General features: G+C 57.5%; 16 protein-coding genes. 5 read left to right on the top strand and 11 right to left on the bottom strand.

The annotated features are described in order from the left end of the window. Positions 1-264: 264 nt before the first annotated feature. The gene (locus tag ACFC20_RS16805; RefSeq protein ID WP_375183363.1) at positions 265-816 is read right to left on the bottom strand and encodes a cupredoxin domain-containing protein; all 552 of its coding nucleotides are present in this window, start codon (positions 814-816) and stop codon (positions 265-267) included. Between the two features lie 178 nt (positions 817-994). After that, a complete protein-coding gene (locus ACFC20_RS16800) occupies positions 995-1,207 on the bottom strand; it encodes a hypothetical protein (RefSeq protein WP_375193996.1) in 213 nt (70 codons plus the stop codon). Positions 1,208-1,236: 29 nt separating this feature from the next. On the opposite strand from ACFC20_RS16800, the gene cadR reads away from it, so the two are divergent. Together cadR and ACFC20_RS16790 are read left to right on the top strand one after the other, a co-directional pair. After that, positions 1,237-1,695: a Cd(II)/Pb(II)-responsive transcriptional regulator gene (gene cadR, locus ACFC20_RS16795; protein WP_375183362.1), complete on the top strand. Its 459-nt coding sequence runs from the start codon at positions 1,237-1,239 to the stop codon at positions 1,693-1,695. Positions 1,696-1,781: 86 nt separating this feature from the next. Then, positions 1,782-2,447: a cation transporter gene (locus tag ACFC20_RS16790; RefSeq protein ID WP_375183361.1), complete on the top strand. Its 666-nt coding sequence runs from the start codon at positions 1,782-1,784 to the stop codon at positions 2,445-2,447. Here ACFC20_RS16790 and ACFC20_RS16785 read toward each other — a convergent pair. Next, positions 2,444-3,361 carry an AEC family transporter gene (locus ACFC20_RS16785; RefSeq protein ID WP_375183360.1) on the bottom strand — a complete coding sequence of 306 codons (918 nt, stop codon included), beginning with the start codon at positions 3,359-3,361 and terminating at the stop codon, positions 2,444-2,446. The genes ACFC20_RS16790 and ACFC20_RS16785 overlap by 4 nt on opposite strands. A gap of 96 nt (positions 3,362-3,457) precedes the next feature. Between ACFC20_RS16785 and ACFC20_RS16780 the strand changes: the two genes are divergently transcribed. Further along, positions 3,458-4,171 (top strand): Crp/Fnr family transcriptional regulator, encoded by a 714-nt coding sequence (locus tag ACFC20_RS16780; protein WP_375183359.1) that lies wholly within the window; start codon positions 3,458-3,460, stop codon positions 4,169-4,171. Between the two features lie 81 nt (positions 4,172-4,252). On the opposite strand, the gene wrbA is transcribed toward ACFC20_RS16780, so the two are convergent. Further along, positions 4,253-4,852, bottom strand: a complete 600-nt coding sequence (gene wrbA / locus ACFC20_RS16775; RefSeq protein ID WP_375193995.1) for an NAD(P)H:quinone oxidoreductase — start codon at positions 4,850-4,852, stop codon at positions 4,253-4,255. A gap of 188 nt (positions 4,853-5,040) precedes the next feature. Between wrbA and ACFC20_RS16770 the strand changes: the two genes are divergently transcribed. Further along, positions 5,041-5,706 (top strand): hemolysin III family protein, encoded by a 666-nt coding sequence (locus ACFC20_RS16770; RefSeq protein WP_375193994.1) that lies wholly within the window; start codon positions 5,041-5,043, stop codon positions 5,704-5,706. A gap of 14 nt (positions 5,707-5,720) precedes the next feature. On the opposite strand, the gene ACFC20_RS16765 is transcribed toward ACFC20_RS16770, so the two are convergent. Further along, positions 5,721-6,284: a Yip1 family protein gene (locus ACFC20_RS16765; protein WP_375193993.1), complete on the bottom strand. Its 564-nt coding sequence runs from the start codon at positions 6,282-6,284 to the stop codon at positions 5,721-5,723. A gap of 395 nt (positions 6,285-6,679) precedes the next feature. On the opposite strand from ACFC20_RS16765, the gene ACFC20_RS16760 reads away from it, so the two are divergent. Then, a complete protein-coding gene (locus ACFC20_RS16760) occupies positions 6,680-8,311 on the top strand; it encodes an antiporter (RefSeq protein WP_375193992.1) in 1,632 nt (543 codons plus the stop codon). Positions 8,312-8,379: 68 nt separating this feature from the next. Here the strand turns inward: ACFC20_RS16760 and ACFC20_RS16755 are convergent, their stop codons facing one another. The 6 genes from ACFC20_RS16755 to hsdR all read right to left on the bottom strand — a co-directional run bounded on the left by ACFC20_RS16755 (position 8,380) and on the right by hsdR (position 16,089). After that, positions 8,380-9,123, bottom strand: a complete 744-nt coding sequence (locus ACFC20_RS16755) for a PEP-CTERM sorting domain-containing protein (RefSeq protein WP_375193991.1) — start codon at positions 9,121-9,123, stop codon at positions 8,380-8,382. 597 nt (positions 9,124-9,720) lie between these two features. Further along, positions 9,721-10,014 carry a hypothetical protein gene (locus ACFC20_RS16750; protein ID WP_375193990.1) on the bottom strand — a complete coding sequence of 98 codons (294 nt, stop codon included), beginning with the start codon at positions 10,012-10,014 and terminating at the stop codon, positions 9,721-9,723. After that, a complete protein-coding gene (locus tag ACFC20_RS16745) occupies positions 10,011-10,313 on the bottom strand; it encodes a DUF3800 domain-containing protein (RefSeq protein ID WP_375193989.1) in 303 nt (100 codons plus the stop codon). Before ACFC20_RS16745 ends, ACFC20_RS16750 begins: the two co-directional genes overlap by 4 nt. Then, positions 10,310-12,085: a restriction endonuclease subunit S gene (locus ACFC20_RS16740; RefSeq protein ID WP_375193988.1), complete on the bottom strand. Its 1,776-nt coding sequence runs from the start codon at positions 12,083-12,085 to the stop codon at positions 10,310-10,312. Before ACFC20_RS16740 ends, ACFC20_RS16745 begins: the two co-directional genes overlap by 4 nt. Beyond that, a complete protein-coding gene (locus ACFC20_RS16735; protein ID WP_375193987.1) occupies positions 12,082-13,566 on the bottom strand; it encodes an N-6 DNA methylase in 1,485 nt (494 codons plus the stop codon). Before ACFC20_RS16735 ends, ACFC20_RS16740 begins: the two co-directional genes overlap by 4 nt. Before the next feature lie 99 nt (positions 13,567-13,665). After that, positions 13,666-16,089 carry an EcoAI/FtnUII family type I restriction enzme subunit R gene (gene hsdR, locus ACFC20_RS16730; RefSeq protein ID WP_375172561.1) on the bottom strand — a complete coding sequence of 808 codons (2,424 nt, stop codon included), beginning with the start codon at positions 16,087-16,089 and terminating at the stop codon, positions 13,666-13,668. Between the last annotated feature and the right edge of the window lie 187 nt (positions 16,090-16,276).

Genomic DNA, 16,276 nt, shown 5'->3' with positions numbered 1-16,276 from the left:
CGGAACAGCGCCCGTCAAGGCGCTACGCGCCATGCCTGGCGCACCAATAAAAAAAACCCGGGCAATTGTGCCCGGGTTCTTCAACACGACGCTCAGAATGCGATCCGGGCGCCAATCACCGCGAACCAGTCTTCCGTGCTGCCACCAGCTGGTTTTCCAGGCCCTCGTAGGCCTGCTGTGACTAACTCTCCAGTGTCGATGTCGACCCGATCGACCGTCAGGCGTTACTCACCGGCCAGAACAAAGGCCGCGAGACCCGCCGTCTTACTTTTCAGCCCCGGCCTTGTTGAATCTCACTTCACCGTACATTCCCGCCTGATAGTGCCCCGGCACGTTGCAGGCAAATTCAAGGTTGGCCGTTTCAGAAAACTTCCAGACAACTTCCCTGCTCTCGCCAGGCTCCAGCAGAACGCTGTTGGGGTCATCGTGTTTCATGGTGTGGCCGCTCCCCATGTCCATACTCATCATGTCGTGGTTGAGCTTGCCGCCCTGAATCACGCCATGCTCGACCATCATCATCATTTCTTTCTGATGGGATTCGTGCATCTCCGGCGTACCAAGATTGAACTCATGTACCAGGTTGCCTTTGTTCTCCACCACGAAGCGCACGGTCTGGCCTGGTTGCACCTCGATGGCTTCGGGCTCATAGTAATTGTCGTGCATTTCTACAGAAATGGTGCGGGTCGCCTCGGAAGCCTGACCCGGCTCACCAATTACGGCACCTTGGCCGTGCCCATGTCCGTCGCTGTGGGAACCAGCGGCGAACGCTGTTGCAGAAAGTGTCATGGCCGCTGCAAAAAATGCTGATCGCTTCATCCTGTATCCTCCTGAGGGATAATGACTGATAGGTGGAGATGGAAAGCTCAAAAAGTTGAGCAATATCCAGAATCGCAGCATACGATCACCTACCAACCTGAACCCTTTCTGAAAATGACGAAAGTTTTAGGGTTCAGGCTAAATTAGAAACCACAGTCACGATGGCGCCCCAGCAGTGTCAACCAGCAAGGATGCCCATGCGCGCTTTCTGCTTGTGGAAGACGAGTGACAGCTGGCAGACGGGCCGGAACTGGATGAAAACCGCCAGAGCCGGAAACTGGCCTACAGTACCAAACACAGCCTGGCCATCGCCCGGGAGATCACAGAGCGATATGGTGGTACGCTGGAGTTCACCTCTGGCGCCATCGGAGGCCTCAAGGCCAGGGTCCATTTTCCCGGAAACTCTGGGGGTAACAGCCAGTGAAAATCGGCGAACTTGCAAAAGCGACGGCCATTCCGGTCGAAACCATCCGCTATTACGAAAAGATTGGTTTGCTGCCGGAACCAGACCGGGACACCAGCGGTTATCGCGCCTACCGCCAGCCCCATCTCGACCGGCTGCTGTTTATCAAACGCTGCCGCAACCTGGATATGGCACAGGAAGAGATCCGGGAACTGATTCGCCTGGCCAAACAGCCGGAGGCCGACTGCAGCGAAGTGGATGCCCTTCTGGCCCGCCATCTTGTGCACGTGCGCGAGCGGCTCAAGGAGCTGGCAAGCCTGGAACAGACCCTGGTGCGGCTCCAGGCAGCCTGCTCCGATGCCGGCACGGTCAGGGAATGCGGCATTCTTGACGGTCTCAGCACCGAGTTCGAAACGCCCCGCACCGACGATCATCACAACCACGTACCTGGCACCCACGGGCCCGGCCAGGGCTGAACCCGGGCCAACTCCGTTTCAAACGGGTTGACCCTGTAGTAACTACAGGGTTTTTAATAGAGCCATCCAATTTCCAGGAGGTGTCTATGGCGTGCAGCTGCTCCGCCCCCGAACCCAAATCCCCCGCCCCGGAGTTTCGCCGGGCGCTCTGGTTTGCCCTGTGGATTAATCTGGCCATGTTCCTGGTGGAAGGAATTGCCAGCCTGTCCTCGGGCTCAGTGTCGCTGATGGCCGACGCCATCGATTTTTTCGGCGACAGTGCCAACTACATCCTGTCCCTGGCCGTGCTCTCCATGGGCATGCTGTGGCGTGGCCGCGCAGCCATGGTGAAGGGCCTGACCATGGCAACATTCGGTGTGGTGGTCTGGGCCCGTGCCCTTTATGTGCTTGAATCCGGCACCACGCCCGAGCCGATGACCATGGGCGTGGTTGGCCTCGTGGCGCTGCTGGCGAACGTGGGCGTAGCCATCATGCTGTTCCGTTTCCGGAGCGGGGACTCAGACATGCGTTCGGTCTGGCTGTGCAGCCGCAACGATGCCATCGGCAATCTGGCCGTGATGGCCGCAGCACTTGGCGTATTTGGCACCGGCACCGCCTGGCCGGACCTGGCCGTTGCCGCTGTCATGGGCACCCTGGCCATTACCGCCGGCGTGAGCGTGGTGCGCCATGCCCGCACTGACATCGCCGAGGCACGCAACGCTGCCGTTGAAGCGACCGGGGGGACGGAGCCAGCGGCTCCCCGTACCCGCTAGAAAGCCACCGAGATCATGACCGGAATAAACGCCAGGGCGAACAGCGTGGTGAGCAGAACCGTACCCGCTGCCTGCCTTGGTGAGGTATCCAGCAGGGTGGCAATGACCACCGTATTGGCGGCGATGGGCGTGATGGCAATCAGGAACATGGCCTTGTGCACCGCGGGTTCGTAAATGCCCAGCAGATTGGCATCCACCCACCAGAACAGGATGGCCACCAGGGGCCAGACCACAAACTTGCCGAAAAAGGCCAGGGCGGTGAAGCGGACGTTGCCCGCCAGCCCGCGAAAGCTGGTGATGCTCATGCCGATGATCATCATGCCGAGCACACTGTAGGCGCCGCGGAGATTCTCGAACAGCGGCACGAAGATGTCCGGGATGCCGATCCCAGCAAGGTTGAGGGCGACAGCGGCCAGGAACGCGTACACCGACGGCAGTTTCAGCACCCGCCAGAGCGCATCCTTGATGCTGTAGCGGCCCCGGGCCGCGAGGTAAAACCCCACGGAATTCTCGAACAATGTGGTGCCCAGCATGCACACGATGTACAGGCCCAGGCCCTCTTCACCGAACAGCAACAGCGCGACCGGCACACCAAAGTAGCCGGTATTGCCGGAGCCGACACAGAGAGGAATGATGTTGGCGCTGCCATCATGCAGAACCCGCCTGGCCAGCTTCAGCTGGACATACCCCAGAAGCGAGGAGAGGCCGAATACCAGGAATGGCAGGACGATGACCTCTGGCGACAGCGGCGCCGCCATAACACCGGAAAACACCACCGAGGGTGTCACGATGTACAGCATGATGCCGGCGATGTGGCGGCCACTGGCCTGCAGATAGCGCCCGGCCACCCACCCGAGGGCCACCGTGATGTAGAGGGGAATCAGCTTGAAGAAAAGTGCGAGTGCGGCGGCCATATCGAAGGAGTGGAAAACCCTTAATGATTTAAGTCATTTCAAAAGATGCGTGATTAATACCATAATCATGCGGATACTCATAACAGGGGTTACGCCATGAACAGCATCCTCCGGCCAGACGTCTCCTCCGCGCCCTGCATGCTCGGAGAGAAGCGCGAGGACATCGTGACGCAGGATGCAGCCCCGCAATCGACGGCTCTGCTGAACGGGCTGAGCCGGATTTTCGGCATTCGCCTGTCCGGCCATGAAAATGAGCCCGACGCCCGATTCCTGGCGGACCTGACCCGCCTGTTCCATCAGCGTCGCGTGGAGCCCGAGGTTACCCTGGAGAAACACGACACCCCCTGGGCCAGCGTGTACCTGATCCAGTACGGCATCATGCGCCTGTACCGGGAATCACCGGGCGGCAAGGTATCAATCCACCATTTCTTTTCCGAAGGCGATATGGTCTGGCCCGTGTTTGGCCGTAGCCGCACCGTGCGCAATACCCTGTGCCTGACCAGCACAACACCGGTTACCGTCTGGGTGGCCGATTTTTCCGCCTTTCGCTCCGCGATCCAGTCCCACGGCGAGGGAGTGTGGCCGAGCTTTGCCCTGGTGCTCACTGAGGAGCTGGCTGAACTCACCAGCATGCGGGAATTCCGCAAGCACACCATGCCCGCCCGGGAGCGATACCGACTGCTGCTGGAGGAATACCCGGAGCTGGTAAAGCGGGTACCGGACAACCAGCTTGCCTCCTGGCTGGGCGTGGTTCCGGCCACCTTCTCGCGCCTGAAAAGCGCGGCGCAGAACCGCAAACCCGGCGCCTGAACCGCCATAAAAAAGGGCAGCAGGTACAAACCTGCTGCCCAAAACGCTCAACGCTTAATCAGAATCTGCCTGCCGCGGCTCTCAGCCGTGCAGCTTCACAGCCAGCTCCGCCACATGCCGGCCCTGGTAACGGGCGATCGCCAGTTCCTTCTCACTGGGCTGGCGTGAACCGTCCCCACCAGCGATGGTAGAGGCACCGTAAGGCGTACCGCCATTTACCTCCGAAATATCGAAGAATTCCGGAATGCCGTAGCCCAGGGGTACAAGCACCATGCCGTGATGGGCCAGGGTAGTCCAGAAGGAACTGATGGTGTGCTCCTGGCCACCGCCCGTACCGGTGGAGGTAAATACACTGGCCACCTTGCCGTGCAGCTTGCCTTCGGCCCACAGCCCTCCGGTCTGGTCCAGGAACGTCCGCATCTGCCCAGCCATATTGCCGAATCGAGTCGGGGTGCCAAAAATGACGGCATCGTAGTCGGCCAGTTCCTTCGGGTCTGCCACGGGCGCCTGCTGATCGGCCTTGCCACCGGCATTCAGGAACGCCTGGTCCGCCATGGTTTCGGGTACACGCTTGACGGTTACTTCGGCGCCGGCAACTGCCTTGGCACCTTCGGCAACGGTATTGGCCATGGTTTCGATGTGGCCATACATGGAGTAATAGAGCACGAGTACTTTTGCCATGGGGTAAACCTCCTTTGTCTGTGTGGTATTACGCATGCTAACCGGCACCGGACCGGTGTGAAATCGGAAGTTTTCAGACAGGTCATTCAGTTTTTCTGAACGGGATCACAGGATGTTCATGCTGAGCTGTTGCGTACACGTGTACGCTCAAGTATGTTAGCCGCATGTCCGATACGCAGACCACCCCAATGACCACATCACAGGCCCAGGCGCAGACCGTTCACCACCGGATTGAGGAGTGGTTGAACAGTGCCACCCACGGGCTCGGCGCTGTGCTGAGCGTCATCGGCACGGTGGCGCTGATCGTTGGCGCCAGTGAGGTTGGCGACGTCTGGAAGATCGTCAGCTTCAGTATTTTCGGGGCTTCCCTCGTGCTGCTGTATCTGGCCTCAGCCCTTTATCACGGGGCCCGGCGGCCGGAGCTCAAGCGCGCCTTCAAGACCCTGGACCACTGCGCCATCTTTCTGCTGATCGCCGGCACCTACACGCCATTCCTTTTGGTGAACATGCGGGGAACCGTGGGCTGGACACTGTTCGCCGTCATCTGGTCACTGGCGATTAGCGGCGTGGTACTGAAGGTGATTTTCAAGAACCGTTTCAAGCTGGCCCGGGTGGGCATCTACATCGCCATGGGCTGGCTGATCACCTTTGCTTCGTCGGATCTGGTCGCAAGCCTGAGTGAAACAGCCCTGAATCTCACCATTGCCGGCGGCATTGTGTACACCGCCGGCGTGATTTTCTATCTGGCCGACCGTATTCCCTACATGCACGCGGTCTGGCACCTGTTTGTGATCGGTGGCAGCGCCTGCCACTTCAGCGCCATCTACTTCGGGGTTTTGCCCTACGCCGCCTGACCAGGCGCTCGTACTCAGAACGCCCAGACCGTGGCCATCAACAACCCCCAGGCCAGCAGCGCAGCCGCCATAATGGTGTAAGTTGCGGACATGACCTCAATGTCGTTGTCCCGGCGCTCGCAGATGGATCGCAACCCCTGATACACCAGTGCGCAGGACAGGAACAGACCGGCGAAAACCGCCACCACGCTCACCGCCAGGTACGGTACCAACAGGGCCAGGGACGACAGCCAGAGCGGCAGCGGAGCGATGGCCGCCAGCAGGTAACTGTCCTGGTAACTGACCTTGAGCTGGTGGCTGTCCATGACCGCATGAATCAGCCAACCCATCACGAAAAAAGTGAGCAACTCAGCCAGAAACAGGATGGTGGTGATAAAGCGCCACTGTTTGTCTCCAAAACCGTCGATGAATGCATCACCGTAGTGGGTACCGGCGTAATACAGCAGCACCGGCGGCAGGAAGGACAGGGGCACAACCACCACCCATGCCAGAAAAGGGATGGAAAGGTCCAGACGCCGAAGCTCGGACCAGGCGCCGTTACCGGAGAACGGTAATCGGGCCAACTGGTTTATATTCATAACCCACCTCCCATAATTGAACGTCCATGATCCACTGACACAGCGAGATCGCTGTTATGTTCAGTGATAGCCCGCGCCCACGGGCCGGTCAAGAAGTCGGGATGACCTTGAACAAGCGCGCCTGCAACACCCGGAAATGATTGGCTACCTCCACTGCGCCGGCCGCCCGCCCGGCTACCCCCTTCGGATTATCCCAAACGCATCCCTCTGATTTAAAAACAATTTATGAGCCACCACCCTACCTTTCAGGGGCTGCAAAAACCGCGCCCACTGCACCGCGGTTCTGTCCTTGAGCAATATCAAGAATCCCTCCCGCTCCCGCTTTGCACAATGGCGCAAAGCCCCCACGGCCCTTTCCCGGGAACCGGGGCCAGGCAAACCAAGGAGCACACATCATGGCCAACAGTACCGCAAGCGCCGCAGCCATCGGCGAGAAGGCAAGGACAAACGCCGACATCGAACACTGGGATGTCGAGAACGAAGACTTCTGGCAACGGGAGGGTAAGCGCGTAGCCTCCCGCAACCTGTGGATCTCCATACCCAGCCTGCTGATGGGCTTTGCGATCTGGCTGATGTGGGGGATGATCACCACCCAGATGAAAAATCTGGGCTTTCCGTTCAGCATCGAGCAGCTGTTCACGCTCTCTGCCATCGCCGGTCTGTCCGGTGCCACCCTGCGGATCCCGGCATCCTTCATGATCAAGATTGCCGGCGGGCGCAACACCGTTTTCCTGACCACCGCCCTGCTGATGATACCCGCGGCCGGCACCGGTATTGCCCTGATGAACCCGGATACGCCGTTTATCGTGTTCCAGGCCCTCGCCCTGCTGTCCGGCATTGGCGGCGGCAACTTTGCCTGCTCCATGAGTAACATCAGTGCTTTCTATCCGAAGAGCAAACAGGGTTATGGCCTGGGCATGAACGCCGGGCTCGGCAACTTCGGCGTAACCACCATGCAGATCCTGATCCCGCTGGTGATGACGGTGGGTATCTTCGGCGCCCTGGCCGGGGATCCGATGCAACTTCAAAGCCCCAGCGGCACCCTGATCGGCCGCATTGAGGCCGGCACCGACACCTGGATCCAGAATGCCGGTTTCATCTGGCTGGTGTTCCTGATTCCCCTGGCCTTTGCCGGCTGGTTCGGCATGAACAACCTGAAAGTGGTGACTCCCAATCCGGGCAATCCGGCCTCTGCATTCGCCAAGATCCTGGGACTCTACGGGGTTGGCCTGCTGACTTCCCTGGCTGGCGTGTGGGCGCTCAGCGTAATGAACATGTGGCTGGCACTGCCGCTAACCATCATCCTCACCCTGGTGCTGCTGCGCCTGATTCCGGGTGATATCAAACCAAACATCCAGAAGCAGTTTGCCATTTTCAGCAACAAGCACACCTGGTCCATGACCGTGCTGTACATCCTCACCTTCGGCTCGTTCATCGGCTTCTCCGCCGCCCTGCCACTGTCCATCAGCGTCATCTTCGGCAACATGATGGAAGTGGGTGCGGATGGCGCGATGACTCGTGTGGTCAATCCGGATGCCCCGAGTGCCCTGACCTGGGCCTGGATGGGTCCGTTCGTGGGCGCACTGATTCGCCCGGTGGGCGGCTGGATCTCCGACAAGCTCGGTGGCTCTATCGTGACCCAGATTATCTCACTGGTGATGGTCGGTGCTTCCGTGGCCACCGGCTACGTGATGATGCTGGCCTACAATTCGACAGACCCGAACAGCTACTTTGCGCTGTTCCTGATCCTGTTCATCGTGATGTTTGCCGCCAGCGGCATTGGCAACGGCTCCACCTTCCGCAGCATCGGCGTGATCTTCGACCAGCAGCAGAAAGGCCCGGTGCTGGGCTGGACCTCCGCAGTGGCCGCCTACGGCGCCTTTATTGCCCCGAGGGTGATGGGGCAGGAAATCCAGGCCGGTACACCGGAAGTGGCCATGTACGGGTTTGCAGTGTTCTACGCGGTGTGTCTGCTGGTGAACTGGTGGTTCTACCTGCGCCGGAACGCGTACATCAAGAACCCATAAGCACTTCGGTTACAGTTCCTGCGGCCCCCGTACCACCGGGGGCCGCTTTATTTTTTGCCCTGTAAAGCTCACACGTCATTGACTGATTGTCGCTTTCTCCTTGCCAAGCCCAGCCCCACCAAGCCCGAGAGCATTAGAGTGATCGTGCCGGGTTCCGGCACTGAATGAACGGGCAACTGAGCATTGAAAGCCGTGAGGTATACTGTGCCATCAGCCCTTTCAAGAATATTCTGCGAATCATCACGCCACTGGTACTGATAGTCGAGTACCCCGTAGTTGTTATCTTGCACTCCCCAGTCACTGTCACTCCAGCTGATGCTTTGACTCAGAGCATCCCCCGAGAGGAATGCCATCATCGCGGAGCTGATCCGGAATTCCTGTAGCAAATAGGTGCTGGCATTGATTGAAGTACTTTCCAGAATCCGGTCACTGATTGATAACGACTGAGTTGATGACTCACTGTTGAGTTCCACTCTGTCCTGCGTGATATATCCGGCAGTGTCCTCAGGCAAGTCGAAATTAAACCCGTCCAGGGATATAGAGATCCATTCAAAGCCAGACACGTAAGAGCCCTGGCCTGGATTGGCCAAACTATCTTCGGGGGCCTCGCTTATGCTGATGGAGAGCTGGCCGGAGACTTCCCTGCCGGCATTGTTGCCTGAGCCTGCACTGCCCGTAACCGCTCCTGTTCGATCGTAGTCTCCGCCTGCAACAAAGCCGGTGAAGTTACCGGTAATGATCGTTGCCGATGCAGTAACAGGCAGCCACCCGATGCTTGTCGCAACCAACAGTCCAGAAAATAGTCGTTTCACTTGCAGAGCTCCTTGTGAATTATTGGATCGACAATCCTACCAATCAGTAACATTCTGTAACGGAACCCTGTCTAGTTTCACAACATATGCTCGGAATACATTCCCGGAGTCATAACAATAAAAAAGCCCGCGCGGATCGCTGCGTACAGGTACCGGATCGTGGACCGGTTTGAACATAAGCTCACAAGGGTGGTCCAGGTCCATGCTTAGTTGCCCCTTACAGTTGCCGTTCAGTTCATGGCAACGGTGAGGCGGATAGGCCAGCTGGCAGCGGGTTTCGCCAGCCTGGTTCAGGCGTTACAGCCGTTTTTCATGGGTTCCCCATTCTTCCGGGATTACTGCTTGCATACCGAGCTGCCATGGCTTTAACCTTCCAGTTAACACGACCCCTGCCTCTTGGCTCACACGGGAGCTTACGCGGGGGTTCTTATACACGCACGTCTGACAGAATCACTGTGGCCTTGTATACGAAGTGGCCTGAAGGTCATTGAAATTAGCTTAAGGTGGCACTATAGTTCAGCACAGCTCATCTACCAGCCCTTGGGCGTATGTGTGGAAGGAGTTACGGCCCCGTCCTCTTCGAGGGCGCGGCCAGCCTTATTTCCTGCCTGTGTTTCGTTTCCAGCGTTTTGTGTACTTGTCCCGTTGGTGTTGGCGTTCGATGTAGAAGGCCGTCCAGGGGAGTATGTAGGTTGCGCGCTCAGCTAAAACGACGAGATAGCCTTCCGCCTCAAACCACAGATGAATCCGGTTTTCGTTGCCTCGTTTCTCTGACCATACTTTCAAGGCCGGGTCATTCTCGTTTTCGATGACAGGACGCGGCCAGCGGATTCGTTCACACCGCCTGAAATCCGGTGTTCTTTCTGATTCCACGCTGCCTTCGCTGGTCATGTGCCAGAAGGTTGCCTCCTTCCGTCCGGCACGACCAGGCCGCGGAAATGGAGGTCGTCATCGTCGAAAAAGTAATCAACGATGTCCTGATAGAAGGCCAGCTTTGATGGGCTCACCTTGGTCCATTTGATTTCAAAATCCCGTTCGAGGCCGTGCTTCTGTTTGATTTCGCGAATTCGCTCGGCGATTTCCAGCCGTTTGTCTTTCGGGCACCAGACCGCGCCCAGTACCATCGCCTTCTGGCCGTCGTTCTCCAGATGGCAGGATTCGTCGCAGTAGACGTTGTATTCGGTCGTCATGCTGAAAGTCCTTGTTCAACAATAGCTTCGGCCAAGTGGCAGCGGGTTTCGCTGGCCTGGTTCAGGCGTTCTTTGAGCTGGTCGCATAAGGCCGTGAGTTCATCGACTTTTTTGACGATGCGGTGTTGTTCCTCTATCGGTGGTAATGAGGTTAGCAATGAGCCGATGTGTTTCTGGTTCACGGTTTTTTGTCCCGCTGTGCTGACAAACAAATCCTCGATACGCGACCGAATGAGCTCTGTCGAGCCGACCAGTGCGAGAAACCGCGGCTCGATGATTTGTGAGTCTATTCGCAGGCGGATAAAGTGGTCACAGAAAATACCATCGAAAGGTGCCTCGACTGGAATGAAGCGGCCAACTAAGTCTGCGCTTCCGTTGACACGAATAATTAGTATGTCGCCTTTCCTAACAGCGTATTTGCTTATCGAACTATTGCTGATAAGCAAGCGCCTGGGGTCTTCAAGTGTAATCTCGAGATTCGTGATGTCCGCTAACCTAAGAACAATTACCTCAGAGCCTGATTGATCGCCCCTGCTGGAAGCGCCATTTTGAAAATCTGGCAACAAATCTGAAATCCGAACCCACGACCAGTTTGCTGGCAAGTTGAAGGGGGTATCTGTCTTTTCCGATACGTTTCGCTTATCGCCACCTTTCAGCTTCCCTTGCTGAACTAGTTGTTCTCTCTTGCTTTCGATTTTCTGCAGTAGCTCCGACGAGTCCTCGGAACTAAAATCCTGCTCCACCAACCGCCCCATCACCGCCAGTTGCAGGATGGTCTGCTTGAGCTTGTCGATACTCTGTTCGGTGGTGAACAGGGTGTCGAAGTGGGCGGCAAGGCGGGCCCAGTTGTCGGCCAGTTCGGTGGCGTTTTCGGATTGGGTGAGGGTGCCGAGCAGAGTGTCCACTAGGGTTTCGTGGGCTTCGAGCTGGTCGCTGGTTTGCTGTTCCAGCTGGTCGCAGAGGGCCATGAGTTCATCGACTTTTTGGACGATGCGGTGTTGTTCCTCGATAGGGGGAACGGGTATTAATGCAAGGTCAAGCTTCTTTAGAGTTACCCGTGTTATTGCAACTCCGGTCATGCCAGCTCGCATTTCTTGATAGAAAAAGGGGGCTCGCAAGCAATACAGCAAAAATTTGTTAGATAGCAAATCCCGGTGGGGCTTCAAAAGCGCCACGCTAGATAACATTGAAAAAGCTTCATCTAGATTGTTGATTGTTGCAACGCCGGTTGTTGCACCATCTTTTATGTAAAGTAGGTCTCCAAGTTCAGGATTGCAGCGGCTGTAAATTTCTTCATGGATGCCTTTTGTCACATAAGTGATCCCGTCCAGCTGCACTCCTTCTGGTTTGATATTTTTTGCTGATACATACAGAAAGTCACCATCCTCCTTGTTCGGAGGTGAGTGGTGGGTTCCATCCGTAATTTTAAGGAAGACACGATGCATTCGTTCCCAGATCCAGGAACTGGGGATTTTGAATGGAGGCTCCTCTGGCGCAATCTGGGGATACTTTTTCGGTTTTTTCAGATTTCCCAGCTGGGTCAGCTGAGCCTTATCCTTGTCGATTTTTTCCAAGAGCATACTTGCCGGCTCATCATTGGCATATTGTTCAACTAGCTTTCCTCGAACTGCCAACTCTAGAATCAGCTCCCGAAGCTTCTTAATCCCAGTCAGCTCAACCTTGCCATTACTCCCCCGGCCACTACTGGACTTCTTCGTGACCGCGCCGGTCCACAAGTCCAGATGCTCGGTAATCAGCTCCCGCGCACTCACGCCGCACCTCCGTCGGTGTTATGAGAAAGCGCATCGGCCAGGATGTCCCGCAGCTGGTGGCGGATTTCCTGGATCTCGGCCTGTTGCTGTTCGTACTTGGCCAGCAGTTCGTCCGGGTCGTGGCTGACCTGTTCGCCTTCGTGAGGGTTCTTGATGTCCAGGTTGTAGTTGCGGGCCTTGATGTCGTCGATGGACACTTTCCAGGCCTGCTCGGTTACCTCGCGGCTGCCGAAGCCGTCGGCCTCGGAGCCCCACCAGTCGATTTCGGTCTGGAACTCGGAGAACTTCATGGGCTTGGTTTTGCTGTAGCTCTTGTAGCCTTCCGGGTAGGGGTGTTCGTAGTACCAGACGGTTTCCGTGGGCTTGCCCTTGGTAAAGAACAGCAGGTTGGTTTTGATGCCGGTGTAGGGGTTAAACACGCCGTTGGGCAGGCGCACGATGGTGTGCAGGTTGCACTCTTCCAGCAGTTTTTCCTTGAGGCGGGTTTTCATGCCCTCGCCGAACAGGAAGCCGTCTGGCAGAACCACGGCAGCGCGACCGCCGTCCCGCAGCAGGTGGATGAACAGGGTCATGAACAGGTCGGCGGTTTCCCGGGTGCGGAAGGCGCTGGGGAAGTTGGTTTCAATGCCGTCTTCTTCCATGCCGCCGAAGGGCGGGTTGGCCACGATAACGTCTACCCGTTCTTTCGGGCCCCAGCTAATGAGCGGGCGGGCCAGGGTGTTGTCGTGCTTTATCTGGTCCGGCACTTCGATGCCGTGCAGGATCAGGTTGGTGGTGGCCAGCAGGTGCGGCAGGGGCTTTTTCTCAACGCCGTGGATGCTCTTCTGCAGGGTTTGTTCGTCCTGCGGGGTGCTGACGTAGTGCTTGCGCTTGTGCTCGATGGTGCAGGTGAGGAAGCCGCCGGTGCCGCAGGCCGGGTCCATCACTTTCTCGTCCAGCTTCGGGTCTACCCGGTTGACCATGAATTCGGTCACTGCCCGCGGAGTGTAGAACTCACCGGCGTTGCCGGCGCTTTGCAGGTCTTTGAGGATTTGCTCGTACATATCGCCCAGCTCATGGCGCTCGGCGGATTTGTTGAAATTGATGCCGTCCTGCAGCTTGTTGATGACCTGGCGCATCAGCTGGCCGGACTTCATGTAGTTGTAGGCATCCTCGAACACGTTGCGAATGACCACGCCCCGGTAGTCGTCACCGGCCGGTTCCAGGTTCTGCAGGCCGGGGAACAGGGTGTTGTCGATGAAATCCTTGAGCTCGTCGCCGGTCATGCCTTCCGGGTCGGCGGCCCAATTGCGCCAGCGCAGTTTCTCCGGAATCGGTGATTTGTAGTCGTCGTAGAACAGCTCCCACTCCTGCTCCCGGTCGTCGAAGATTTTCAGGAACAGCATCCAGACCAGCTGGCCGATGCGCTGGGCATCGCCGTCTACGCCCACGTCTTTGCGCATGATGTCCTGGATGGATTTGATGGTGGTGGTTATGGACATTGGGGTTCCTGTGGCTCCGGGATTTGGGTTAATGCTTCGCTCCCCCTCTCCCCAACCCCTCTCCCGCCAGGGCAGAGGGGCTTAAAGGGCGGGAGTGCGTCAGGAGGTTTGCTGGTAGAGTTGGTTTTCCAGGTCTTTGAGGGCTTCGGTGTAGCCGGGTTTGCCGCCGAAGGCCTGCAGCAGTTCCATTGGGGCGCCGATGTTACTGAAAGGGGCGATGGTTAGCACCTTCATATCTTCGATGGGTTCGATGCCGTCGTCCGTGTACTTGTCCAGCAGGGCGTCCAGTACCTGTTTGCTGGCGCCCTCGTATTTGCTGAAGTAATTCTGTTTGCGTACCTGCTCGGCCCGCTCTTTACGGCTCAGGGGCGGCTGGTCGTAAACGATGTGGCAGATAACATCGAAGGGGTCGGGTTCAGCCCCCAGTTTCTTGCTGACATCCTTGATAAGGTCGTCCCACATCACGCCTTGCTCGGCCAGTTCTTCGATGATGGCCTGTTTGCGCTCGGCCTGGTTCCAGCCTTTGAGGAAGTCGGTCAGGGTGGCGTACTGCTCTTTTACTTTCTTGCGGGTGAAGTCTTTCAGGCTTTCGGTAATGAGCTTGCCGTCCGGGCCCAGGTATTGGACGCGCTCGGCGATGACGCTGACTTCCACATCGCCCACCACGTACTTTACTCGCTTGGACTTCTCTTCATCTTCAGTGGGCCACGTCGGTTTGCTGTCATCGCGGTGCCAGGTTTCGCCGGGCTCGACTTCGTAGCCCTCGGCTTCCTCGCTCAACGGCAATTCAGTGGCATCGGGTTCCAGCGTTTCCTGCTCGTCGTCTGGTACCACCGATTCGCCGGCCTTGGGCTCATAGACTTTGACCGGGTCGCCGTCGAACGCCGGGTCTGCGAACAGCTCGGTTGCCTTTTTGAAGTCCAGAATGGTGAACCAGTGCTTGTTGTAGTCGTCGTTGATGCGGGTGCCCCGGCCGATGATTTGCTTGAACTCGGTCATGGACTGGATGCGCTGGTCGAGCACGATAAGTTTGCAGGTTTGGGCGTCTACGCCGGTGGTCATTAACTTGCTGGTGGTGGCGATGACGGGATAACGCTCTTCCGGGTTGATGAAGTTATCCAGCTCGGCCTTGCCTTCCTGCTCGTCGCCGGTAATGCGCATCACGTACTTGCGGTTTTCTTTTACCCGCGCCGGGTTCAGGTTCACCAGGGCCTGGCGCATGCGCTCGGCGTGGTCGATGTCTTCGCAGAATACGATGGTTTTCTGGTACGGGTCGGTTTGTTCCAGGAACTCCGTGACCTTTCTGGCGACCACTTCGGTACGTTTCTCCAGCACCAGTTGGCGGTCGAAGTCTTTCTGGTTGTAGATGCGGTCTTCGATCAGTTCGCCGTGTTTGTCGGTCTGGCCTTTGCTTGGGCGCCAGCCTTGCAGGTCGCGGTCCAGGTCGATGCGCACCACTTTGTATGGGGCCAGGAAGCCGTCTTCGATGCCTTGCTTCAGGGAGTAGGTGTACACCGGCTCGCCGAAGTAGTCGATGTTGGATACTTCCCTGGTTTCCTTGGGTGTTGCCGTCAGGCCGATGTGCGTTGCCGCAGAGAAGTATTCCAGAATCTGGCGCCAGGCGGAGTCTACCGAGGCGCTGCCACGGTGACACTCGTCGATCACCACCAGATCGAAGAAGTCCGGGGAGAACTGCTTGTAGATGTTCTGCTCGTCCTCGCTGCCGGTGACGGCCTGATAGAGTGACAGGTAAATCTCGTAGGACGGGTCCACCGTTCGGTTGGTGACCTTGGTCATGGCCTGGCCGAAGGGCTTGAAGTCGTTGTTCTTGGTCTGGTCTACCAGAATGTTGCGATCGGCCAGGAACAGGATGCGTTTCTTCTGTTTGGACTTCCACAGCCGCCAGATTATCTGAAAGGCGGTGAATGTTTTGCCGGTGCCGGTGGCCATCACCAGCAGAATGCGGTTCTGCCCGCGGGCCACAGCTTCTACGGTGCGATTGATGGCGACGGTCTGGTAATAGCGGGGCGTCCGGCCACTGCCGTCATCATAGTAGGGCTGTTCGACGGTTTGCCGGGCGTTCTGGTGGATGCCTTTGTACTGGCAGTAAAGCTCCCAGAGGGTTTCCGGCGAAGGGAATTCGTCCAGGCTCAGGGTAGTTTCAGTTTTGCCGAACAGCCCGGTGCGGTCGTGGAACAGGAAGCCGTCGCCGTTGCTGCTGAACACGAAAGGGGCGTCCAGGGCATCGCTATAAGCCAATGCCTGCTGCATGCCATCACCCAGGCTGTGGTTGTTGTCTTTGGCTTCGATGATGGCAATGGGCATGTTCTTCTTGTAGCTAAGAACGTAATCCGCCCGGCGGCGTTTACCTCGGGTGTGCAGGCGGCCCCGCACGATGATGCGTCCGTCTGTGATCGGGTGTTCTTCAAGTACCTGAGTTTGAATATTCCAGCCCGCGTTCTGCAGGGCCGGGTTGATGTACTTGGTGCAGATGTCCCGCTCTGTGAGCTTTTTCTTGTCCATGGGCTCGCCGCCGTTACTTCCTGTGCACAACCGACTGGTTTTTCGTGGTTTTGTGGCTTCAGGGTAGCCCAAATCCAGGGGTTACAGAAGGTTTCAAGGCTGTTCACCCTGCCCGGTTCGCAGTGAATTCAGAATCGGGATAGGGGGGAGCCATGAGGCTCCACCCCTCCCACACCACCCGGCATGC

Source organism: Marinobacter sp. (assembly GCF_041984545.1).
Taxonomy (GTDB): domain Bacteria; phylum Pseudomonadota; class Gammaproteobacteria; order Pseudomonadales; family Oleiphilaceae; genus Marinobacter.
This window is presented reverse-complemented; position numbering and strand designations above follow the sequence as displayed.